Origin of the sequence: Halovivax ruber XH-70 (genome assembly GCF_000328525.1) — an archaeon.
In the GTDB taxonomy this organism is placed as follows: Archaea; Halobacteriota; Halobacteria; order Halobacteriales; family Natrialbaceae; genus Halovivax; species Halovivax ruber.
Genome location: NC_019964.1, coordinates 2,676,350 through 2,699,577 on the forward strand (window position 1 = coordinate 2,676,350; position 23,228 = coordinate 2,699,577).

The following is a 23,228-nucleotide window of genomic DNA, read 5'->3' on the forward strand; positions in this document are numbered from 1 at the left end:
TAGGTGATCGGACTCCAGAGGCCCTCATCTTTCGATTTTCTACGAAACGACGCTGCCACCGATCACGACGCGTCGATGTCGTCGGGGACCATTCGGTAGATGACCATCGCGGTCACGTACGAGACCATGAACAGGCCGAAGCCGACGACGAAGCCACCCAGTTCTCTCGTCCCGATGCCGCCGGGGTTGATGGCCGCCAGGATAGCCAGCCCGACGAGGAAGAGTGCGGTGGTGAACGCACCGACCGCGGCGTAAAACACCAGATCCGAGTCGAAGAGACGGCGCATTTGACATGGGATGATAGGCGAGACGGCGTGATAACCGTGGCGACCGAGCGGCACGGTGTGGCGATTTTCTGACAGCGTTCGACCCACCGAGCGATCCGTGCCGGTTACAGGAGCGTCGCGACGGCGTCGTGATACGAGGCTGAAAGCGAGTCGCGAATCGAGGCCGGATCGGTCGCGCCGTCGACGTTGACGAGGCGCGTCCGGCCGAGTTCCGGCCCGTACGTGCCGTGGAAATCGTAGACGAACCCGTAGACGGAGACGTCGTCCAGAATCTCCGGTGCATCGAGCAGGAAGTCGATCTGGGTGTGGACGTTGTACTCGACCAGTTGATCGCGAACGGTCGACTCGTCGACCCCATCGGCCGGCGTCCCGTCGGTGGCCGCATCGACTCGCTCGTCCGTCAGCCCGGCCTCGACGACGGGAACGAGTAGTTCGACGAGCTTCGAGACACCGAGCGGGCGCGGCGCCGGTTCACCGCGGACGACGTCGTACGCCGCAGTCACCGCACCGCAGCCGGTGTGGCCCACGACCGCCACCGCCTCCGTCCCGCAGTGGTGAATCGGGTACAGGACGCTCCCGTTGACGATCCGTTCGCCGACGTCGGCGTCCCAGACCTGGTTGCCGATGTTGCTCGCCGTGAAGTGTTCCCCAGGCCTGTCGACGTTCCACATGCCCTCCTGGGAGACCCGCGAATCCGAACAACAGACGGAGACGACGTCGGGTTCCTGCCCGTCCTGCACCGCCTCGAACGTTCCATCGGGGACCTGTTCGACGTGCTCGTCGTTGCCGTCGAGCAACGCGGCGAGATGTTCGTCCATAGCGGAGGGATGGACGGGGGAGCCCAATAACGATTCGGCTCGGCACGATCGGTCCCACGAGACTCCGTGGGCTCAACATTCGTCCGAGCGGTGACAGCCGGGGCGACATCGATCGCGGCTCGCGCACGCGTCACGCGTTCCGATACGATTTAGGCGAGGCGTCCGGAACCACCACACAACGAATGCTCGATCGGACCTACGTGCGCGAACACCCCGAAGAAGTACGGACAGCGCTGGCGAACAAGGGGGTCGATCTCGATCTCGATCGCCTGCTCGCAGTCGACGAGGAGTGGCGCGAGCTCAAAGCCCGCGGCGACGACCTCCGCCACGATCGCAACCAGGTGAGCCAGCGGATCGGCGAACTCAAACGCGACGGCAAAGACGAAGAAGCGCAAGACGCCATCGAGCGCTCGAACGAACTCAAAGCCGAACTCGAGGAGGTAGAGCAGCGAGCGGACGTCCTCGAAGCCGAGCTCGAAGAAGGGCTCCTCCGGCTCCCCCAGATCCCCGCCGACGAGGTTCCCGTCGGCGCGGACGAAAGCGAGAACGTCGAACGTCGGCGCGAAGGCTTCGACGACCTGCGCGACCTGCCAGACGAGATCACGCCCCACTACGACATCGGCGAAGACCTGGAACTGATCGACTTCGAGCGCGGCGCAAAGGTCTCGGGCGGCGGCTTCCAGTTCCTCAGAGGGGACGGCGCCCGACTGGAGCACGCGCTGATCCAGTTCTTCCTCGATGTCCACCGCGAGAACGGCTACGTCGACGTGCTCCCACCGATTCCGGTCAACTCGGCCTCGATGCGTGGGACCGGCCAGTTCCCGAAGTTCACCGAGGACGCCTACCGCCTCGGCGCTGACAACGACGAGCCGTACGACGACGATGACCTCTGGTTGCTCCCGACCGCGGAGGTACCGGTCACCAACATGCACCGCGACGAGATCTTCGTCGACGAGGACCTCCCGCTGAAGTACGCCGCCTACTCGCCGAACTTCCGACGCGAGGCCGGCGAACACGGCACCGAGACTCGCGGCTACGTCCGCGTCCACCAGTTCAACAAGGTCGAACTCGTCAATTTCGTCCGCCCGGAGGAGAGTGACGACCGCTTCGAGGGGCTCGTTGCGGAAGCCGAGGAGGTCCTCCGCCGGCTCGAACTACCCTATCGCATCCTCGAGATGTGCACCGGCGACCTCGGCTTCACCCAGGCGAAAAAGTACGACATCGAGGTCTGGGCGCCGGGCGACGACATGGACGACGGTCCCGCGGAGGGCGGGCGCTGGCTCGAGGTCTCGTCGGTCTCGAACTTCGAAGACTTCCAGGCCCGCCGCGCGGGCATCCAGTACCGCCCCGAACGCCACGAGTCGGCCGAGTACGTCCACACCCTGAACGGCTCCGGCGTCGCCGTCCCGCGCGTGATGGTCGCCATCATGGAGTACTACCAGAACGACGACGGCACGATCACCGTTCCCGAGGCCCTGCGCCCCTACATGGGCGGACAGGAGGTCATCGAGGGGCACGACTCGGTTGGCGAGAGTGCGTTAGGCGAGAGCGACGACTGAGCGCAGCGAAGGAGTCGGTCTCGGAATGGCGAGCGGGGAACGAAGTGACCCGTGAGCGGCGAGGATTGAGCGAGTGCGAGGTTCTCACGTCCGTTCGAACCTCGGCGGTGCGAACGGGGAGGTACGACCCGTGAGCGAAGCGAAATCCTCGAGGCGGAGCGGCGACCGCCGGGAGCCGCGGAGTGGGCGAGAGCGGCGACTGAGTGGAACGAAGGAGTCGGTCTCGGAACGGCGAACGGGGAACGAAGTGACCCGTGAGCGGCGAGGCCGAGTGAGTGCGAGATTCGGAACGAAGGCGAGCCGGAGCGGCGACCACCGGGACCCGCGGAGCGGGCGAGAGCGGCGACTGAGCATAGCGAGAGGGTCGATTGTACGGATACCGACATCGGGTTAGGTACTGATCAGAACCCAACGTCTCGGTGGTATCGAAACGCTATACCCTACTACCGATCCGGTCTCCCTCGCAGCATCTCACTCCGACTGGTCGTTCTTTGCGACTTCGGTGACGATCACGTCCCAGTCAGGGTGTTCGACTCCGTTCCGGCACTCGAATCCGCCTTTCACGTCGATTCCATTCTTATAGGCCCCGATAAGGAGCGTTTGTAGCGCCGCGTTCAATTCCGCTTTCGACGTGGGCGGCGTTTCCTCAGACATCGTCTTCCCACTTCCTCTCGTGTTCCGCCGCTACTAGTTCGGGCGTTGGTGTGACGGTAACCACGCCGTAGCTATGTACAGTTATTTCGTGATCCTCGTGGGAGAATGTAACGTGGACATCTCCGTCCGTCCCGTTTCGAACGCAGACGAGTGTATCCAACGCCTCTGGGTCAACAGTAGCGTGTAGCGGGTCTAGTTCAACCGGGTCAACGCCCATCACGTCCGCCAGCGTTGCGATAACAGCCACGCTTGCGGGTGTTTTCGCCTGGTCAAACTGCGTACGGACGGTCACAGGTTCCTGATGATACTCGACCGCTTCTACTCCAACCCCAGCCACCATCGTGTCCATATTGACCTATTTTAGTGGTCTGAATCGGTTTAAGATCCCCACTGATTATACAGTGGGTTTAAGTGAAGAGCCACCAGGAAGCTCACGACGAACTGACGAGAGTCGCTCCAATGAGGCGTCGATGGCCGCGGCGGAGCCGTGACGAAAGCGATTGCTGGGTAATGCCAAGTTCTGCTGCGATCTCTTCGAGTGAGGCCTCGCGTGGGGTGTCGAAGTAGCCACGCTCGTATGCCAATACCAGTGCCTCACGCTGGGTTTCGGTCAGTTCGTACCCCTCCCCCTGGATTGGAAGCATGGCGTGGACAGCGGTGATCTCTATCGGAATATCATTGTTCTGACAGTCATCTCGAAACGCAGCGATCGCTTCCTGACCTTCGCCGCGGACCTCGAAGCGCCACTCGTCTTTCGTTCCGATCCCAGTGAGCAAGACGACGTTAGCCTTAGCAAGCGCACTCAGCACGCCGAAGTACTCTTGCTCCCACTCTGCACGCATGAGATACTCGGCCTCGACGCTATCAACAAGGCGAATGTTGCTCACGCCAGCGTGTGCTTCGAACGCGGCCTCGATGTCTTCCGCTTTGGCACCACGCACCCAAAAGTACGGTATGATTAGCGTCTCGTGTGGAATCAATCGCTCCAGTTCGACTGTCACCCCCGGCAAGTTCTCGAACACCGTTCCCAGTGGAAACTCCGCTGTCGGACTCGTAAACTCCATGACGGTCGCCATGCGGGAGCGTTCATCAGGCAGGCAGATAATCGATGAGGGTGGTGGACCATGGCACGGACCCAGGCAAACAGGGCGAGTGGCCAGCATAGTGCGTTCTCCCGGCGAGTAGAACGGTTGGAAATCCGGATAGCATGGTGTACCATGTCATTTCCTTTTGTACCACCCGGGGCAATCTAGTCGTACCACCGAGCATGAGTGTGATAGCGGAGGTTCGAATACCACCCGATGACTTCGAGCTCGGGCAGATTCTCGATCTCGATGAAACGTCGGCCATCGAACTCGAAACGCTCGTCCCGAGTGGGGACGTTACTGTGCCACTCTTCTGGGTCTACGAACCGGTCGAAAACGGCTTTCTCGAAGCCGTCGAGCGCTATCCGACTGTCAATAGCGTCACGGAGGTGGACGTGTTCGAAGACAGAACCCTATTCAGGCTCGATTGGGATGCGAGCCAGGACCATCTCTTTAAATGCATCTTGGGCAACGATGGACAGATACTGGGCGCCACCGGAACGTCCAAAAAGTGGGATTTCGAGATTCGATTCCCCCACCGAGAAGTGTTGAGCCAGTGTCAAACCTGCTGTGAGGACGCGCACATCTCACTGGAGTTCGTTCGCGTATACAACCCTGCGGGCCCAGAGTCTGGTCCGTGGTACGGATTGAGCGATCCACAACGCGAAGCGCTTTCGCTCGCCGTTCGACTGGGATACTACGACATTCCACGAGGCTGTACGACCGAAGAGCTCGCGGACGAACTCGGGATTTCAGATCAAGCAGTGACGGAGCGTCTGCGTCGTGCCATCGGGGCGTTCGTTCGGCATTCACTCCTCACCCCCGAATCCGAGGAGTAAGTGGATCGGCTTGTTCCTTTGTGCACCATGGAATAGACCCAGGCAGCAGTGGCTCCGTTATGTGGGTATGGACGAGAATGCAGAGCGAGACGGACATGGTCTCCAGCAGATCGACGGGCTCGCCAGTTCGGCGAATCGAGCGAGAGCGGTCTCCCCCGATCGGCTTGTGTCGGTAGTAGCGAACGGACATCGACGAGCGATCCTCAACTCACTGACTAGCGCATCCGATCAGACACTGGAATACGATGCGCTTGTAGACCGTGTTGCAGACAGGGTTCGGGACGAAGACACTGAGCGAGCAGCCGACGAACAGCACCAACGCGTCCGGATCGCGCTGACCCATACCCACCTCCCAAAACTGGAGGAGGTCCGACTAATCGACTACGAGACAGAAACGGGGCTCGTCCAGTTCGTTGGCGGTGAACTCGAACAAGAACTCCTGACGCTGCTTGCGTCGTACGGCGTCGACGAGTGACAGCATATCGGAGCGGTATTCCTCTCGTTCGAGCGAATTGACCTACCTCTCAAACAGCGGCTTCGGTGGTCGTTCCGGTGACTACGTGTCCTGCACCGAGCGGCCACCATCGTCGCAAAAAAGGCACATCTCGTCCGACAGTCGCGTCGTGTATCTCGCCCGAACTGACAGATATAACAAACATACAACATAATTTCCGGTGTTCGATACGGCCGGAACACGCCTATCCATCGGAACGACAGTACAGAAAGCCTATTGCGTCGTTATGGATCGAACCGATATGGAGACTGAACCACTCTCGGCGAAAGACGAAGCCCTCATCGACCGGATCACGGAGACGAACGAACGCACGTTCGATCCGGACTTCTTCGATGGCGCACACATCGTCGCTGCCTGCGTGCGGACGACGGACGGCTCGGTGTACGAGGGCGTGAGTTTACCGGCGAGCATCGGCCGCGCGTCGATGTGTGGCGAACCGGTCGCCGTCGGCGCCGCGATCGCCGATGGGTACAGTCACGACGAGATCGAAACCAGCGTCGCCGTCGCGTACCCGATGCCCGCTCACGATGCGGACGACGCACGGGTGATCCCGCCCTGTGGGTCCTGTCGGGAACTGCTGGCAGATTACAACGAGGAAATGCGCGTCATCGTCCCCGTCGACGGTGAGAATCGGGTCGTGCCTGCGATCGATCTCCTCCCGACACGGACGTGGTGATCGAGTCGACTGCACGGTTCGCACGACCGGGAACCGTCCGAGGGGAAAACTGATACAGAAATCGAGGGACGGACGACGAGAGTCACACGAGCGGACCGAGCGTTATCCACCGATCGTGAAAAGCGAGGCGCTCGTTCGGTCGGGTCAGCGACGATTCTGTACCGATCGAGAGGGTGATGGACGGCTCGGACCCGAGCGACCAGACGGCTCCGACAGTGGCTCGAGCGTGGATCCGGGTATCATCGAACGCCCGTAGCGCGCCACCAGAACGGTGGCGAGCAGCCACCACGCGCCCGAGCCGACGAGGAACGCGAGCGGTACCACCCCCTCTAAGACGCCGCCCGATCCAACCAGGACGGCTCCGACGTTGATCGCGGCGTGCATCCCCACCGCCGGGAGCACGCCGCCGTCGGTGGCGTTGACGAGTGCACCGAGTACGGTCGACGCGCCGACGACGAACGTCGTATACTGGAGGAGGACGGCCGGGTCGGCGGTGAAGTTCGGGTGGCCGAGGAACAGCGGGAGGTGCCACGCCCACCACAGGACGCCGACGGCGAGTCCCGCCGAAAGCACCGACAATCGGCCCTGAAACTGCCGCTGAAGGAATCCCCGCCAGCCGAACTCCTCGACGCCGCCGAAGAGGATCACGTTGAGCAGGAAGAATCCCAGTAGCAGGGACAGCGGGGCAGGTGGCGAGTAGCGTAGTGTGCCGCCGCCGAACGCGGCGAGCGCCGGTTGAACGTTGGTTACGAATACGGGAAGGACGAGCGCGCCAAGGTACAGACCAGGGTGGAATCGCCACTGGAGCACGCGGCCGAGCCACGCCCGTAGCGGGACGTCGCTCGCCCAGACGATCACCACGGCGCCGATCGGAAGCCCCCACTGTCGTGGGAACGTGTTGATGTAGACCGGCAGCGTCTCCCACCAGCCGAACGCGAGATAGACCGCGTCCCACCCCCAGGACCAGCCGTAGACGACGAGTAAGAAGGTACGAACGCGGTGGTGTTCGATTCGCGATCGGATCCCGGAGAGGTCGCGGACCATCGTCTCCTCTCGAGATACTCCCTCCCCGGGCCAAGTACCTTCTGAGTCGGTTCGCCAGGCGATAACCGCCTCAATCGGCCGAAGAGCCTCCTGCTCCAGTGCGGTCGAAATCGAAGTCGAGGCGCCGACGGAGCGACGCTCGGAATCTGACCGAGGTGCAGGCCAACCGACGAACGGAACCGATGCTCGATCCGCATGCCCGGCGACCGATCCACGATAGACGGACAACGACTTACGTCGCTCGGCGTGGTCCGCAGACCACATGGTCACCACGATCGCTCCCGACCGGTTGAAGCAGTTGCTGGACGACGGGGAGGAGTACACATTGCTCGATACGCGTCCCGAGGACAGCTACGAGGCCTGGCACGTTCGTGGGGCACAGAACTACCCTTTCGGGCCCGACGAAGCGGTCGATGGCCACCTCGAGGAAATCGAGGAGTTGGTCGGCGACCACGACCGCGTCGTCACGATCTGTGCGAAGGGGCTCTCCTCGGGCAACCTGGCCACCCAGCTCGCCGAGGAACTGGACGACCGGGAAGTGAACGCTGTCGACGGCGGGATGAAGGCCTGGAGCGGCGTCTACGACCACGTCGAGGTAGATATCGGCGAGTCCGCCCGCGCGGTCCAGCTCCAGCGCCGAGCCAAGGGCTGTCTCTCCTCCGTCGTCGGTTGCGCGGAGACGGGCGAGGCCGTGGCCGTCGACCCGACGGAGGACATAGACGAGGTGAAAGCCGCGGCCGCCGGGAGCGACCTGACGATCTCGGCCGTGATCGACACGCACGTCCACGCCGATCACGTCTCTGGCGGCCGCCGGCTGGCCGACGAACTCGACGTGCCGTACTACCTGGGCGAGCGGGCCACAGCACGCGACGTCGAGGTCGACTTCGATGGACTCGGGCGGAACGAGACGATCGAAGTCGGCGAACTCACGATGAAGGCGCTGTACACGCCGGGCCACACGAGCGAGATGATCTCTATCCTGGTCGGCGACGAAGCGGTTCTAACAGCGGACACGCTACACGTGAATTCCGTGGGCCGGACCGAACTGGAGTTTTCAGATGGCGACGGCGACGAAGGCGCCCGGATGCTCTACGAGTCGATCCACCGGACGCTGCTTTCCGAACCCGAATCCGTAACCGTACTCCCCGGCCACGTCACGGTCACCGGAGATGGGGAGTTCGAAGTCGGATCCCCCGGCGAGCCGATCACGACCAGCGTCGGCGACGCCCGGACCGGGATCGACGTCCTCCAGCTCGACGAGGAGGATTTCGTCGAGCGGCTGGCCGATCCGGGCGAGAAACCGGCCAACTACGAGGACATCATCGAGATCAATCGTGGCGTCCGTGATCCGGACCCCGAAGAACGGACGGAACTCGAGCTGGGCCCGAACAATTGTTCGGCGTGACCGACGATGCGTTCCTCAGCGGGTATAGGTGTCGAGACGGACGATTCGATCGGCTTCGAGTTGAAAGACGTCTGCGAATTCGAAAACGGGATCGTCGTCACCGTCGAGTAGACGGCCACGGACAGTTACGCGATCGTTGGCGCCGAACACCTCGATCAGGTCGTGACGCGTCTCGGTCATCGGCCTGTCCTCGCGCATGAACCGAACGAACGCGTCGCGACCCTCGAACGTCCGATCCGGGCGGTGCTGGACGAACGATTGGGCGAGAAGGTTCTCGAACGCGTCGTAGTCGTGGGTGTCGAGTGCGGCGTAGTAACCGCGAACGAGCGCAATCGGGTCTTCGGGCACGGAATGGTGTTTCGCGCGACGGAGCAAAAAGGCCCGTTTCGACGACCGTCAGTCGCCCGAGAGCTCCGCGGGTTCGTCGATCTGGCCGGCCTGGACGTTCCAGAGGGCAGCGTACCGGCCGCCCTCGTCGAGCAGTTCCTCGTGGTCGCCGCGCTCGACGACCGATCCGTCCTCGAGGACGAGAATCGTGTCCGCGTCGCGGATCGTCGACAGGCGGTGGGCGATGGCGAGCGTCGTCCGGTCCTCGGTCAGGCGCTCGATCGAGCGCTGGATGGCGAGTTCGGTCTCGGTGTCCACGGCGCTGGTCGCCTCGTCTAAGACCAGGATCGGCGGGTCCTGCAAGACGGTGCGTGCGATGGCGATTCGCTGGCGCTGCCCGCCGGAGAGCTTCACGCCCCGCTCACCCACGCGCGTATCGTATCCCTCGTCGAGTTCCTGGATGAACACGTGGGCTTCGGCGGCTTTCGCTGCCTCGCGCACCTCGTTCATCGGGGCGTCCTGGCTGCCGTAGCGGATGTTGTCAGCGATCGTCCCGTCGAAGAGGAAAGTCTCCTGGCCGACGTAGCCGGTGGCCTCACGGAGATCCTCGAGTGCGACGTCCCGGAGGTCGTGGCCGTCGACGCGGATCTCGCCCTCGTCGACGTCGTAGAGTCGCATGAGGAGTTTGAGCATCGTCGACTTGCCGGCACCCGTCGGGCCGACGAGCGCGACCATCTCGCCTGGGTCCGCGGCGAAGGAGACGTCGTCGATCACGGTCTCGGCCTCGTGGTCCTCGTCGGCCATGATGTCGTCGTAGGCGAAGGAGACGCCGTCGTACTCGACGCGTCCGTCGGGGTTCGTGAGGGCCACGGGCGCTTCGTCGTCCTGAATCGCGACCGGGATGTCCATCAGCCCGAAGATGCGCTCGCTGGAGGCCTTGGCGTTCTCGTACTGGTCGACGATGTTCGAGACCTCTGCCAGCGGCGCGACGATGCGCTGGGTCAGCATCAAGAAGACGACGAAGTCACCGACCGAGAGGCTCCCGGAGAGCGGACCGGGTGCCGTCCCGGTCGTGAGCCAGAGGCCGCCGACGAGGAAGGTGACGGCGAAGGAGACGCCGGCCAGCAGCTCCATCCCCGGCCGGTAGAGGTAGGTGAGTTTGAGGACGTCGATCGTCCGATCGAAGAGGTTCTTCGAGGCCTTTCGCACGCGTTCGACCTCGAAGGACTCGTTCGCCGTCGTCTTCGTCAGCTCCATCCCGGCGATGGAGTTCTCGAGACGGGTGTTGAGCCGGGCGACGGCCGACCGCTGGCGGACGTACCGCGGTTCGGCGACGCGCATGAACCAGAGAGTGAAGCCGACCATCAGCGGCACGGCGACCAGCGTGATGAGCGCGAGTTGCCAGTTGAGGTAGAAGAGGACGCCCGCGATGCCGGCGACCATCACGAGCAGGCGCAGCGAGTTCATCAGGGCGTTGTCCAGAAACATCTCAAGATTCTGGGTGTCGTTGTTGAGTACCGCCATGACCTCGCCGGTCTGCTTGTCGTCGAAGAACGTCTGGTCCAGCCGCTGCATCTTCTCGAAGCTATCGACCCGCACGGTGTGCATCACGCCGTGGGCGAAGAGGTTGGCCGTCACGCCGTAGATCCAGGTGAAGATCGCGGTCACCACGAACGCCAGCGCGATGGCCGTCACCGAGAACCAGAACTGCGGCAGCTGACCGACCGGCAACCACGCGTCGGGCACGATCGGGAGCGAAAACTCGCCAGCCTGCTCCGGGGCCGGAAAGACCGCGTCGATCGCCGTCCCGAGCACTAACGGCGCGACCAGACTGGCCATCCGCGCGACGAAGTTCGCGACCATCCCCGCCGAGAACCAGCCGAGACGGTCGGTCCCGTACTCCATGAACAACCGCGTCAACGGCCGATCGACGCGCTCGCGATAGGCGTCGAACGGCGTCTCCTCCTCGTCGTAAGCGCTCACTGACCCTCCAGTTCAGTTTCGAACCGTAAACGATCCACGGTATCGGCCGACAGTGCCGGAAATCGAGACTACCACAGATTTACGGCCAACAGCGCCACCGACCGATCCCCTTCCTCTGTGGCCGCGAGCGTGCCCGCAGGGCACGCGAGCACGGGGAAAGGCTGGTCTGTGTTAGGATCGAATGCCGCGAGCGAGGCCGGGCCGAGTGAGTGGGCCGACGACTGATGTGGATTGAGCGAAGCGAGTAGGTCCGAAGGAGAAGAGCTTTTAATCGATCTTTTACCGAGCATCGGCGCGCCGTGCGCCGAAGCCGCCGGCGCGAAACGAGCGCAGCGTAAAAGGTCGGTTTACTTCGCGGGAGCGAACGAGGGAACCTAGATCTTCGGCTCCGGATGCGAGGCACTTCCGGGACCTGGCGAACCCTGCCGGTTCATCTCGCCAGCCTGTGCGGAGGCCGAGGGTCCGCTCTGGTAGGTCAACACGCTCGACGAGACGCCAGGTGAAGTGGACTAATACACGATCCGCGGCAGCCTCGACATCTTTTTCCTCCAGAACCGCGAGAGTCCGGCGCTGGAGGGCGCTGAAAACGTCGAACTCGAAAGGCGAAACCACGACGCGACCAGCGAGAGCGGGGCGTCGCTCAGGCTGACCTACGAGTGGTTGCGGAGCTAATCCGCCGGCCCGCTCAGCCCGCGGTCGCCAACGTTGATACCATCGCCGCAATCGGCTCATTGAACGCGTGCTCGAGCGCGATCGAGGTGTTCTCGTCCGGGTCGAGCGCGACCAACTCTATTGGGTTCACCGCGTGAGACGCAACGACGACCGCCTCGTCGGTCGACGTTTCGAACGCCGCGTCGTTCTCCAAGAGCGCGGTGCAACCCCTAAGAGCAGCGCGATCCTCGTCGCCACCCACATCCAGGCCGAAATCAGCAAATGCCGTCACAAGGTCTTGGACACTGACGGCTACATTGCGTCGAATCAGATCAACACAGCTGTCGCCAACTTATTGCTGGGATGATGGAATTTTCCGACTGAATCACCGGGCCTCAGTCTGGTCGAGGGCTACTGGTAACGATTCAAGTTGGGCTGGAAAATCGTTATTCCGGTCGATCGACCAACTGCACGCTGATGCGTTCGTTGCGCTTGACACGACCTCACCGCACGAATCGAGCCGTGGTTTTCGCGGTGTGGTACAAAAACACACTTATTTATCCTAATATATTAACTATATATACATATTAAATTGACTATTTCGGTATTGGATAAACTTATATTTGGTAAACAGAATGGATGAAACGGAACATGGTGGTTCATTGATGGAGGTTGATTTGCCTAAATTGCGGAAACTAGCCAAATTGGAGGAGCTACTGATCTCGCACGACATATTTTATTTACAAAATACCTTCTCAAAGCAATTGAAACACCATTGTGAATATGCGCTCCGATCAGATGGCGAGCGTATCGACATAATCACATCTGATTTGATATCGGAGGACCGTGGGAGATCTAACGAGAGTTTAGGAATTATCGATTCGTATATAAATATCCTACTTCGTCGAGGGGTTGGAGTTGAAGATGTTGAGGCCACTTGTGAATTGGCCAAGTTAGCTCACGATAGAGTTTTAGTTAAACTACCCGTCGCAGGGAATGTCGAGTCTGGAGAATTATATGTTCAGGACTTGCGTGTGGCAGATGTAATAGAGTTCCATTCAGACCATGGAACGAGTTTTACCATAAAGTCACAATTAGAAGATATTGCAACGGGTTTAGAGTTGAGTAAATTGACAGGGTTGTCAGTCAAGCCAGGTACTGAACCCAACTACTCATGTATTTTCCAGATTAGAGATGACGATAAAATACGACCACAAGAGATAATGGATGTGCTTGGATATTCTTCCAAAGAAGTATCGATCGCTTCTGACCTCTATGATGCGTTCTATTCACATGATAAAGAAGGATATTACGCTTCAATCGGATTACACGGTAGTGAGAAGGACCCGGTTGTGAAATTCGATTATCCGAATATAGACATTCAAATTGCTACGGAAAAAATTAGCCAATTCATTAAAGATGATTCGTGTGAGCAGATACGTAATCAAGGATCCATACTTGGATACCGAATAATTGATTATTTTGGAACGGTTTTCTTCAAATCCGGGAGCATAGAAAGTCGCTCATATTATGATATGCGACATCACGTAGAGACGCGGCAATAGCACTGACCGCAATAGGAAAAATATAAACTCTATTATGACCCAACCACTTCCAATGGACTAATGGTTCCTACGCTTATGCAAATGCCGCTATCAACAACAGTATTATACACCATATTTATTATTATTGGGGGCATAATTGTTAGCGATTTTATAATATATATTCGAACAGACTCCAGAGAAAATTTACCCGTTCATTTACTGATAGGGACGGGAGGTATTTCGATGGTACTGTTAGGAGGTGTCGGAATTCAAAAATTGGTAGTTGTGGGGAATAGAATCCAATATGATGTTCCAATTGTGTTATTAATTTTTATTGGTTTTGTAATGGTTCCGAGAATGTATATTGGAGTGAACCGAGGCCCAACTCTAAACCGGTGTGTGAAGGCAATTTATTTATTAGCTCAAAAGCTCCATAGATAAATCGATCTCAAACTCTTACAGGGTTCAGGAATCGGCTAACATACTCCCGTCATGATGAATTAGATACATCACAATGAACAAAGAGCGGTTGTTATGGTTAAAAGAAATTCAAGTATTTTCAACCCCCAGATTGGATAAAGCGTACCAATACAGGGCCTGGGAGGTGAGAGGTCCGTCAGAATTCAGCTACTTAGCTGAGTGCACGTCGTCGTTGACTGGTCGCGGTTGAGGAAGACCGGAGGAATACGGACGCGATTGACGAGCGCAATCCGAGTTGGTTACCTTCAAGGATTGGGATTATGTTCCGGAAGGGTACCCAATCCAACGACATTCTCTTACCCATGTGATCGGTACGCGATGCGGATCTGGGAGGCGCTGCTACGCGTCTCAGCCCGGCGAGACCAGAATCGGACGGCGCGTATTCGAGCGTGGGAACACTTCAAACGACGACCGGGCCGATCGATTCGAACGCTCAAATTGCGCTGCTGGCGAACACGAACTCCCTGGCCATCCGGGGCGAAGATTGCTCGATTACGCTGTGGTATAACGCTATTTCCGTTATGATCACATTCACAGGAATTCGAAGGAAATAGCGCCCAGACATCTGATCCGTTGTTCCTAAATTGGACGATACGATACGGGTGCCGGCCCGAGAGCAACGACCCGATCCCCTCGCGAAGCGGCTCAGCGCTTGACAAGCCCTTCACATCGTGCTGATCTGCTCAAACGGGTGCGACCAACGGGGACGACGAATCGCCTTTCACCCCGACAAACCGCCACTTTTCGCCGACGTACGCTCGCCCGAATGCTGTCATTTCGCGGGATGGTACTCGAATTTGCCGTCCGAAACATCTATCAAGGCAGGAAAACGTCATGGCTCCAACACCGTATTACCTCTTACAGAGTAGTTGCAGGCCCGATCAAGGAGAGGAATTCGCCTTTGGAACGACGCTCAACGTCAGCACTGTGTAACTTGGATTGAAATTTAAGTATTTAATAATATAATAATTCTGGAGTTTCCGCTGAATCCCGGTTGGTTGCCCTCAACTGATAGCGGGAAACGTAATGCATCGCGTGCTACAGAATCTTCCACTACCTCGCGAGAGAGTATATGCTCAGGTATATCCTGAAATTAAATATATTTACAAATTATTGTGAACCATAGTCACTGTCATAGAATACGACAGGGCCATCGAATGGGCCCCAAGAGATGTCATCGCAAGTGCCACCAGGAATTATTGCTCCACAGGTACTGTTGGTGGGGACTTCCGCCCACCGGAACCTGAAGTCTACGCCGTGACCGTTGTTGTAATGGTCAAAACGGCGAGATCTATTGTGGAGATAGAGAGCGCAGGCGGCTGCAAATGCAGCGACTTTTTGCGCATAGGCAATACCAGATACACCGACAACTATGGCCAAGATGGTCGCATAATCACCCATTTCTCCGAGAGCATACGAAATTTCTTCACTGAGGTCGCTATCAAATTTGACTCTGTGAGTCTGATAAGGGGTGCCCCAGGTGCTACGATCTCCCGAAAACGAGTTCTCCCCGTGGTGCATGGCGCCCACCCCATCATCCTCTGCAATTTGTTCCAAGCCAGACAAATGAGAGATGTCGAACTCGCCCTCATAAGTTCCCTCAATCATTATCGTGTCGTCTGAAAAGAGATCATTGATCCTTTCTGCAGATCGTTCAAGAGGGGAACCGACGTGGTCTGGTTTCACCCGAACTTCACCGTCGGAAATTTCAAATAGTGTTGATTCTGCGTGCTCCTGAGTATACTCATCAGAACGGTCCGATTCGTCAGTACTTCCCGCAGTCACTCCTGAAGCGCTTACTGATGCACCTCCGGCAATCGCCGTGTTTCTGAGTAACTTTCGCCTGTTTAACTGTTTGTTATTCACCATTGCAATCTGGACTTTATTTCAATTATATATAAATCTTTTTAATTTATATTATATAAAGAATTGTGAGTGTGGCACAGATATATTTCATGAAGTGTCCTACCAGCACCATATTATTAAACATTATGCATTCGTGAATTATTTAACCAAATCTTACATCATATAATGGTAGAAGGTGGTGCGGGAAGCACGAGCGAGGATACAATTCAGGCCGAGGAAATTGTCGACCACAACAAACAGCCACACCAACATTTTTCATTTAAAACAACGGTTTCCAACCTCGTCGAAGCGACATCGCCGACGCTGTTGATCCCGCGAAGGTCCTTATCGACTTCTTCGCCGTTTTTCAGGATGGGGGTTAACGACTCTCGGGGTCCGACGTCACTTCCCCTGATGAAGTTGTTCGGATCAAGGTCGTCCGCTATCCCATTCCGTTTCGTTCCGATCACGACCGCCCAATAGCCGCTATTTCCGATAGCGATACTGCCGCCCTCGAACTTTCCGAGCGACTCGACGAACTTGTCCTTAGTTTTAAGTCCATTGTCGAGTCGGTCATTGACATTTTTCATCTCCAGGTACCCTATTCGACCCGAGTCCCACTCTGAGAGAGCAACTTGTCAGCGTCGTCACCGAATCCACTGGCATCGAGCTGCTCGTATTTGCTACGAACGTCTTGGAGATTCGCTTCCGACAGTTCCCCGCCGTTCCAGAGGGCTTCGAGGGGTACCAGGGCACGCGAGCACGGGAACGGCTGGTCGACACTAGAATATCGAACCGCGAACGAACGCAGTGAGTGAGCGGGCCGACGACTGATGTGGAGGGCGCGGCGCGAAGCGCCGCGCCGGAACGGAAGGAGGAGTACTTTTGATCGACCTTTTACCGAGTGTCGTCGCGGCGTGGTGCGCCACTGGCGCACCCGCCGCGACACGAACGTGGTTCGAGAGGCGCGTTGCGCCTCTCGTCATCACGGAAGACGCAACGCGTCTTCCGAACGACAGTGTAAAAGGTCGGTTTACATCATGCCGCCCATGCCGCCGCCCATCCCGCCCATGCCGCCGCCGGGCGCGCCGCCCTGCTCGTCGTCACCTTTGTCGGTGGAGAGGTCGCCGGCGGAGATGATGTCGTCGATCTTGAGGACGAGGTTCGCGGCCTCGGAAGCGGAGGTCACAGCCTGCTCCTTGGCGTGGGCCGGTTCGACGATGCCGGCGTCGGCGGTGTTCTCGACGTCGCCGGTCCAGGCGTTGAGGCCGGCCTGGACGTCGCCCTCGTCGTGCGCGGAGCGCAGGTCGACGAGCGTGTCGATGGAGTCGAGGCCGGCGTTCTCGGCGAGGACGCGCGGGACGAGTTCGAGCGAGTCGGCGAAGGCCTCGACGGCGAGTTGTTCGCGTCCGGAGACGGAGTCGGCGTAGTCGCGCAGGCGCGAGGCGAGTTCGACCTCGATGGCGCCGCCGCCGGCGAGGACGCGGCCGTCGGAGACGGTCTGAGCGACGACGTCCAGCGCGTCGTTGATGCCGCGCTCGAGTTCGTCGACGACGTGGTCGGTGGAGCCGCGCAGGAGGAGGGTGACGCCGTGGGCGTCGTCACCCTCGACGTAGAACAGCTCGTCCGCCGCGTCACGGGTGACGTCACCGAAGCCGAGGTCGTCTTCGGTCGCGCTCTCCAGATCGGAGACGACGGCGGCGTCGACGACCTCCTGCAGGAACTCGAGGTCGGACTTCTTGGCGCGGCGCACGGCCAGGATGCCCTCCTTCGCGAGGTAGTGCTGGGCGAGGTCGTCGATACCCTTCTGGCAGAAGACGACGTCGGCGTCGAGGTCGACGATGTGCTCGACCTTCTCGCGAAGCTGTTTCTCCTCGCGGTCCAGGAACTGCTGGAGCTGGTCGGGGTCGGTGACCGAGACCTCGGTGTCGACGTCGGCCTCCTCGATCTCGATCGGATCGTTGAGCAGGAGGATGTCGGCGTCGATGGCCTCGGTCGGCATGTCGTCGTGGACGGGGTCCTTGTCGACGATGCCGCCCTCGAGGAGGTCGGATTCACCGGCGGAGCGGCCAGTCTGCGTCTCGATGTTGAGGAACTCGAGGTCGACGACGTTCTCGCCCTCGTCGGTCTCGACGGTGACCGCGCGGACGGCGTCGACGATCAGCTGGGAGAGGTGCTCTTTGTTGAGTTCGGCGCCCTTGCCGGTCATCGACGTTTCGGCGACCGAGCGCAGAAGGTCCTCGTCCTCGGTGTCGACGACCGTGGCGATATCGTCGACTTCCTCGCGAGCCTGTTCGGCGGCCATGTGGAAGCCCTTGATGATGGCCGTCGGGTGGATGTCCTGCTCGATGAGGTCCTCGGCGTTTTTGAGGAGTTCGCCCGCGATGGCGACGGCAGTCGTGGTGCCGTCACCGGCCTCGTCCTCCTGGGTTTCGGCGACCTCGATGATCATCTCGGCCGTCGGGTTGTCGATGTCCATCTCCTGCAGGATGGTGACGCCGTCGTTCGTGATGGTGACCGATCCCATCGAGTCGACGAGCATCTTGTCCATGCCCTTCGGGCCGAGTGTGGACTTGACCGACTCGGCGACCGCTCGCGCGGCACTGATGTTGTACTCCTGCGCGTTCTCGTCCTTGACGCGCTGGGAGTCCTCGCTCATGACGATCATCGGCTGTCCCTGTTGCATTCGCTGACTCATACTCAAAGATTCGTTGTTTGTCCTTCTACAAAAGTCTAACGCTCCTCGTGAGTCCCGATTCCGAATGGCGGCTGCCGTATCAATCGAAGAATCCCCAGACAGAGCGGCGACGGACAGCAATATTGTGAAGAGGTCGCATTCTACAGGCTGTGAGTCAGTCCCACCGGTCCGGGGGTTTAAGTTGGAACTGACTTGCTGAGTTCGTTCGCCAGCCGAAGCACACCGGAATCCAGAGAACAGCAGGATTATTTTCGGGACCCCCGACTGGTCGCGTATGCGTCTCTCCAGTGGACGGGTTCTCGTGACCGGCGGCGCAGGATTCATCGGCTCGCATCTGGTCGAACGACTGGTCGACGACGGTGCAGACGTCACCGTCGTCGACGACTGCTCGAACGGTGACGCGGACCGACTCCCCGACGCGGTCACGTTCGTCGAGGCCGATCTCCGCGAGCGCGATGCGCTCGATGGGCACCTCGACGGGATCGACCGGGTCGTCCACCTGGCGGCGTCGAAGCACGTCGACACCGACCAGCCGTACGCGCAGTTCGAGGACAACACTCGCATGACGCGAACGGTCCTCGAGGCGATGGCCGACGCCGGCGTGACCGAACTGCTCTACACCTCGTCGTCGACGGTCTACGGCGAGGCGCCCCGCCCGACACCCGAAGACTACGCACCGCTGGAACCGATCAGCGCGTACGGGGCGAGCAAACTCGCGGACGAAGGACTGCTCTCCGTGCGCGCTCACAGCCACGACCTCACCGTCTGGAACGTCCGGTTCGCCAACGTTGTCGGGCCACGCCTGCGCGGCGCAGTGATTCCCGACTTCGTCGAGAAGTTACGCGCCGATCCGGAGACGCTCACGATCCTCGGTGACGGCCGCCAGGAGAAGTCCTACCTCCACGTCGAGGACTGCCTCGACGCCATGTACCACGTGGTTGCTCACGCCGACGAGGAAATGAACACGTTCAATCTCGGTACGCGGACGACCACGTCGGTCGACCGGATCGCGTCGATCGTCGCCGACGAGATGGACCTCGATCCGGCCTTCGAGCACACCGGTGGTGACCGCGGCTGGACCGGCGACGTCCCCAAAATGGCCCTCTCGATCGAGAAGCTCGTCGCCCTCGGGTGGGAGCCAGCGCGATCGAGCGACGAGGCTGTCAGAGCGGCCACCCAGGAACTCCTCGCAGAAAACTGGTAACGGCCTGGACGGGCAGCCAGTGACGCGGGGGAGGTGACGCATGCAGGTGGCCGAACCGCACTGAGACGGGATCGGAAACCGGCACGGTAGCGTTTTAGGTGAGCTTAAATATTTGGACGCACCAGCGTCGGTATGGACGACGGTCCGCCCGAATCGAACGGAGAGACCGCTCGGTCGGACGCCGAGTGGTCGCTTTCGACAGCGGCACGTCGCTACGGACCGCTTTTCGGCACGTTACTCGTCGGTATCGGACTGGTGCTCGCCGCGCGGAACGTCGACGGCGGCGAGCTCCTCGCCACGATCTCGCTCGCCGATCCGGCAATTCTGGCGACCGCCGGCGCCCTGTACGCCGCCTCCTGGCCGCTCCGTGGACGCCGATACGGCGACGTGCTGTCGCCGATGGGCCACCGGGCGGGGACGACAGTGCTCACGGCCGCCGTCTTCGTCAGTCAATCGGCGAACCTCGTGTTCCCGGCACGGGCGGGCGACGCCGTTCGTGCGTACGTCGTGAACAGAAAGGAAGACGTTCCCTACAGCACGGGCGTCGCCTCGCTGGCCGTCGAACGGCTCTTCGACCTGGCGACGATCACGGTCCTCGCCGGGGTCGCGGTCGGATGGCTGCTCCTCGGCGGCACGGTCGAACCGGCGAGCACGTTCGCCGGCACCGGGGGATCGCAACCGGTCCTGCTCGCCGCCGCGACCGTGAGCACTGCGACGGTCGGAGCCTGTCTCGTCGTGATAACGGCGGCATGGACGCCGGCCGGTCGACGGATTTCGGCACGACTGCGGACGGCTGCTGAACACTCCGCGCGCCTGGCACCTGTTCTCGCGTGGGTGCGCAAGGTTGGCCTCGACGTGGGACGCGTCGCGGGGAACCCGCGGTCGCTCCTGATCGTGGGATCGACGAGTCTGCTGATCTGGCTGGTCGACGTGGCCACCGCGATCATGGTGCTCGTCGCCCTCGACAGTGGCCTCGGGGGCGGTTCGTTGCTAGTCGTCGGAACACTGGCAGTCAGTGTCGGAAACCTGGCGAAGGTCTTACCGCTCACCCAGGGCGGCGTCGGCCTCTACGAGGCCGCGTTCACCGCACTCGTCGTCGGGCTCACACCAATCGGTGCAGGGACGGCGCTGGCCGCGGCCGTCCTCGACCACGCGCTGAAAAACGGAATCACGGTGGTCGGTGGTGGGGCCGCAGCGGCCGTCCTCGGCCTCTCGATCGGAGACGTTCGGGCAACTGCGGCAGCACCCGAGGACCGGCACACTTTTTAGGCTCGCCTAAAACAATGTGAGTGATGGAGACGGATACCTGCGTCATCGTCCCGACGATCCGAGAGTACGACTGTTTGCGATCCTACGTCGAGAACGCACGCACCTACGGGTTCGATCTCTCGCGGCTCCACTTCCTCCTCGTCACGGAGGACTTCTGCGACGCCGACGAGATGGAGGCGATGCTCGACGATCTCGAGGTCTCCGGCGAGGTCTTCGACGGCACCCGTCGCGAGGAGTGGTACGCCGACCACGACGTCGCGGAGTTCAGTCACGTCGTCCCCGCGGCGAGTCACGCGGAAACGAGCTTCGGCCTCCTGTACATGTGGGCAAACGAAGAGTTCGAGTACGGCTTTTTCATCGACGACGACACGCTCCCCCACGACGACGTGGATTTCTTCGGTACCCACATGGACAACCTCGCGTTCGCGGGCGAGATCGAGGAGGTCGCCTCCGACGAACAGTGGGTCAACGTCCTCTATCAGAACGCCGACGAACACGGTCTGTATCCCCGCGGCTACCCCTACGCCGCGATGGACGAGACGATCGAGACCGGAACGACGGAGATCGGTTCGGGCGAGGTCGTCGCCTCCCAGGGACTGTGGACCAACGTCCCGGACCTGGACGCCGTCAGGATCCTGATGGACGGCGATCTGGAGGGTCAGGCCGAGACGCGGACGAGCCGCGACGACTTCGGTGAGGACTTCGTCGCCGCGCGCGAAAACTACCTCACGGTCTGCTCGATGAACCTCGCGTTCCGCCGCGAGGTGATTCCCGCCTTCTACCAGCTGCCGATGGACGACAACGCGTGGGACGTGGGTCGGTTCGACGATATCTGGTCCGGCGTCTTCCTCAAACGGGCGTGCGACGTTCTCGGAACGCAAATCTACAACGGAGCGCCGCTGTGTGAGCACAACAAGGCTCCACGCAGCACGTTCGACGACCTGAACAACGAAGTCCCCGGCCTCGAACTCAACGAACACCTCTGGGAGCTAATCGACGAAGTCGGTGACGACGCCGACTCCTACGCCGAGGCGTTCGAGGCGATGGGGCGCGAACTCGCCCGCGGCGACTGGGACGAGTTCACGAACGGCGACTTCCTGACCCACGTCGGCGAGTACATGCTCGACTGGCTCGACTGCCTCGACGCGCTCGAAGCACGCCGGACCGCGACGGTCGATCGACGGGTATAAGTTTATTTAGGCAAACCTAAAACCATGACGAAACAACGGAAATTTGGCGGACGGCGCACCTTTCTCGCCAGTTCGGCAGTCCTCGGATCGGTCGGGCTGGCCGGCTGTACGGGACTGATCGGCGGGAACGATGACGAGGACGGCGACGACGACTTCTTCGGACAGATCGGCTCCGGGCGCGGCTTTCCCGAACCCGGCGGCACGCCGATGGACGACCTGCCGGAGCTTGCGGGGGAACTCGTCCTCTACAACGCCCGCGGACAGGCGCTCGTCGGCGAGTTACTCTCCCACCTCGAATCCCGGTACGACGACTTCACGGTCCAGGAGAATCCCGGCGGCTCGGCCGACCTCGTCAACCTGATCCTCGAGGAAGGGTCGGCGACGCCGGCCGACGTCTTCTTCACCGTCAACTCCGGGGCGCTCGGGACGCTCGCGGACGAGGGACGCACCCGATCGCTCTCGAGTGACGTGACCGAGATGGTCGCCAACGAGACGTTTGCCACCGACGAGTGGGTCGGGACCTCCGGACGGGCCCGAACGATCCCCTACAACACCGACGCCTACGACGAAAGCGAGATCCCGGACTCGATCGACGCCTTCGCGGGCGACTTCGACGGCCAGCTGGGCTGGGCACCCTCCTACGGCTCGTTCCAGGGCTTCGTCACGTCGATGCGGATCATCGAGGGCGACGAGGCGACGAAGGCGTGGCTCGAAGGCGTCCTCGATTCGGGCGTCCAGGAGTACAGCTACGAGTCCGAGGTCACCAGGGCGGTCGCCAGCGGCGAGATCGACGCCGGGTTTGCCAATCACTACTACATCCAGCGCCATCTGGCCGGGAACCCCGACGCGCCAGTGTCGACGGCGTTCACCGACGGCGACGCGGGCGCGACCTTCGACGTCGCCGGCGCCACGGTCATCGACCAGTCCAGCGACCCCGAACTCGCCGAGAATTTCGTCCGCCACCTCCTCTCGGGGGAGGCCCAGGCGTACTTCGCCGGCCGGACGTACGAGTATCCCGTCATCGAGGGGGTCGACCCCATCGGCGAACTCCCGAGCGCCGACGAACTGAACACTCCCGACGTCGACCCGACGCAACTCTCTGACGTCGAGGGGACGATCGAACTCATGCGCGACGCCGGCGTCCCGGTCTGAGCGA

Annotated in this window: 22 protein-coding genes; 10 read left to right on the forward strand and 12 right to left on the reverse strand. The window is 60.5% G+C overall.

Annotated elements, in window-relative coordinates:
- Positions 1-62: 62 nt before the first annotated feature.
- Together HALRU_RS12860 and HALRU_RS12865 are read right to left on the reverse strand one after the other, a co-directional pair.
- Complete coding sequence (locus tag HALRU_RS12860) at positions 63-287, reverse strand: hypothetical protein (protein ID WP_015301820.1); 225 nt, start codon at positions 285-287, stop codon at positions 63-65.
- A 104-nt stretch (positions 288-391) separates the two neighbouring features.
- The gene (locus HALRU_RS12865) at positions 392-1,105 is read right to left on the reverse strand and encodes a carbonic anhydrase (RefSeq protein WP_015301821.1); all 714 of its coding nucleotides are present in this window, start codon (positions 1,103-1,105) and stop codon (positions 392-394) included.
- A 182-nt stretch (positions 1,106-1,287) separates the two neighbouring features.
- Here HALRU_RS12865 and serS point away from each other — a divergent pair, with 182 nt between their 5' ends.
- On the forward strand, positions 1,288-2,664 hold the full coding sequence (gene serS, locus HALRU_RS12870) for a serine--tRNA ligase (protein WP_015301822.1): 1,377 nt from the start codon (positions 1,288-1,290) through the stop codon (positions 2,662-2,664).
- Between the two features lie 471 nt (positions 2,665-3,135).
- On the opposite strand, the gene HALRU_RS12875 is transcribed toward serS, so the two are convergent.
- The 3 genes from HALRU_RS12875 to HALRU_RS12885 form a co-directional block, all read right to left on the reverse strand.
- Positions 3,136-3,318: a hypothetical protein gene (locus HALRU_RS12875; protein WP_015301823.1), complete on the reverse strand. Its 183-nt coding sequence runs from the start codon at positions 3,316-3,318 to the stop codon at positions 3,136-3,138.
- A complete protein-coding gene (locus HALRU_RS12880; protein WP_015301824.1) occupies positions 3,311-3,667 on the reverse strand; it encodes a HalOD1 output domain-containing protein in 357 nt (118 codons plus the stop codon). Before HALRU_RS12880 ends, HALRU_RS12875 begins: the two co-directional genes overlap by 8 nt.
- 82 nt (positions 3,668-3,749) lie before the next feature.
- Positions 3,750-4,394, reverse strand: coding sequence for a helix-turn-helix domain-containing protein (locus tag HALRU_RS12885; protein ID WP_015301825.1), 645 nt, complete (start codon positions 4,392-4,394; stop codon positions 3,750-3,752).
- A 191-nt stretch (positions 4,395-4,585) separates the two neighbouring features.
- Between HALRU_RS12885 and HALRU_RS12890 the strand changes: the two genes are divergently transcribed.
- From HALRU_RS12890 to HALRU_RS12900, 3 genes are all read left to right on the forward strand, one after another.
- Positions 4,586-5,242 (forward strand): helix-turn-helix domain-containing protein, encoded by a 657-nt coding sequence (locus tag HALRU_RS12890; RefSeq protein WP_015301826.1) that lies wholly within the window; start codon positions 4,586-4,588, stop codon positions 5,240-5,242.
- Between the two features lie 67 nt (positions 5,243-5,309).
- Positions 5,310-5,717, forward strand: coding sequence for a DUF7344 domain-containing protein (locus HALRU_RS16010; protein ID WP_015301827.1), 408 nt, complete (start codon positions 5,310-5,312; stop codon positions 5,715-5,717).
- A 280-nt stretch (positions 5,718-5,997) separates the two neighbouring features.
- Positions 5,998-6,432 carry a cytidine deaminase gene (locus tag HALRU_RS12900; RefSeq protein WP_015301828.1) on the forward strand — a complete coding sequence of 145 codons (435 nt, stop codon included), beginning with the start codon at positions 5,998-6,000 and terminating at the stop codon, positions 6,430-6,432.
- A gap of 144 nt (positions 6,433-6,576) precedes the next feature.
- On the opposite strand, the gene HALRU_RS12905 is transcribed toward HALRU_RS12900, so the two are convergent.
- Positions 6,577-7,476 (reverse strand): CPBP family intramembrane glutamic endopeptidase, encoded by a 900-nt coding sequence (locus HALRU_RS12905; protein ID WP_015301829.1) that lies wholly within the window; start codon positions 7,474-7,476, stop codon positions 6,577-6,579.
- A 262-nt stretch (positions 7,477-7,738) separates the two neighbouring features.
- Between HALRU_RS12905 and HALRU_RS12910 the strand changes: the two genes are divergently transcribed.
- Positions 7,739-8,881, forward strand: coding sequence for an MBL fold metallo-hydrolase (locus tag HALRU_RS12910; protein WP_015301830.1), 1,143 nt, complete (start codon positions 7,739-7,741; stop codon positions 8,879-8,881).
- A 15-nt stretch (positions 8,882-8,896) separates the two neighbouring features.
- Here HALRU_RS12910 and HALRU_RS12915 read toward each other — a convergent pair whose 3' ends face one another.
- The 3 genes from HALRU_RS12915 to HALRU_RS12925 form a co-directional block, all read right to left on the reverse strand.
- Positions 8,897-9,229, reverse strand: coding sequence for a nuclear transport factor 2 family protein (locus HALRU_RS12915; RefSeq protein WP_015301831.1), 333 nt, complete (start codon positions 9,227-9,229; stop codon positions 8,897-8,899).
- Between the two features lie 48 nt (positions 9,230-9,277).
- A complete protein-coding gene (locus tag HALRU_RS12920) occupies positions 9,278-11,191 on the reverse strand; it encodes an ABC transporter ATP-binding protein (RefSeq protein ID WP_015301832.1) in 1,914 nt (637 codons plus the stop codon).
- Positions 11,192-11,876: 685 nt separating this feature from the next.
- Positions 11,877-12,104, reverse strand: coding sequence for a hypothetical protein (locus tag HALRU_RS12925; protein WP_148680534.1), 228 nt, complete (start codon positions 12,102-12,104; stop codon positions 11,877-11,879).
- Positions 12,105-12,477: 373 nt separating this feature from the next.
- Here HALRU_RS12925 and HALRU_RS12930 point away from each other — a divergent pair, with 373 nt between their 5' ends.
- A complete protein-coding gene (locus tag HALRU_RS12930; RefSeq protein ID WP_148680535.1) occupies positions 12,478-13,407 on the forward strand; it encodes a hypothetical protein in 930 nt (309 codons plus the stop codon).
- Positions 13,408-14,976: 1,569 nt separating this feature from the next.
- Here HALRU_RS12930 and HALRU_RS12935 read toward each other — a convergent pair.
- From HALRU_RS12935 to thsB, 3 genes are all read right to left on the reverse strand, one after another.
- Positions 14,977-15,735 carry a hypothetical protein gene (locus HALRU_RS12935; RefSeq protein WP_015301835.1) on the reverse strand — a complete coding sequence of 253 codons (759 nt, stop codon included), beginning with the start codon at positions 15,733-15,735 and terminating at the stop codon, positions 14,977-14,979.
- A 203-nt stretch (positions 15,736-15,938) separates the two neighbouring features.
- Entirely contained in the window at positions 15,939-16,301 is a 363-nt protein-coding gene (locus HALRU_RS12940) for a hypothetical protein (protein WP_015301836.1), read from the reverse strand.
- Between the two features lie 443 nt (positions 16,302-16,744).
- Positions 16,745-18,397 (reverse strand): thermosome subunit beta, encoded by a 1,653-nt coding sequence (gene thsB, locus HALRU_RS12945; protein ID WP_171815013.1) that lies wholly within the window; start codon positions 18,395-18,397, stop codon positions 16,745-16,747.
- A gap of 286 nt (positions 18,398-18,683) precedes the next feature.
- Between thsB and HALRU_RS12950 the strand changes: the two genes are divergently transcribed.
- The 4 genes from HALRU_RS12950 (at position 18,684) to HALRU_RS12965 (ending at position 23,224) form a co-directional block, all read left to right on the forward strand.
- On the forward strand, positions 18,684-19,613 hold the full coding sequence (locus HALRU_RS12950) for an NAD-dependent epimerase/dehydratase family protein (protein WP_015301838.1): 930 nt from the start codon (positions 18,684-18,686) through the stop codon (positions 19,611-19,613).
- A 132-nt stretch (positions 19,614-19,745) separates the two neighbouring features.
- On the forward strand, positions 19,746-20,882 hold the full coding sequence (locus HALRU_RS12955; protein ID WP_015301839.1) for a lysylphosphatidylglycerol synthase transmembrane domain-containing protein: 1,137 nt from the start codon (positions 19,746-19,748) through the stop codon (positions 20,880-20,882).
- A 23-nt stretch (positions 20,883-20,905) separates the two neighbouring features.
- The gene (locus HALRU_RS12960) at positions 20,906-22,072 is read left to right on the forward strand and encodes a Reversibly glycosylated polypeptide (RefSeq protein ID WP_015301840.1); all 1,167 of its coding nucleotides are present in this window, start codon (positions 20,906-20,908) and stop codon (positions 22,070-22,072) included.
- A 24-nt stretch (positions 22,073-22,096) separates the two neighbouring features.
- A complete protein-coding gene (locus HALRU_RS12965) occupies positions 22,097-23,224 on the forward strand; it encodes an extracellular solute-binding protein (RefSeq protein WP_015301841.1) in 1,128 nt (375 codons plus the stop codon).
- The last annotated feature ends 4 nt before the right edge of the window (positions 23,225-23,228 follow it).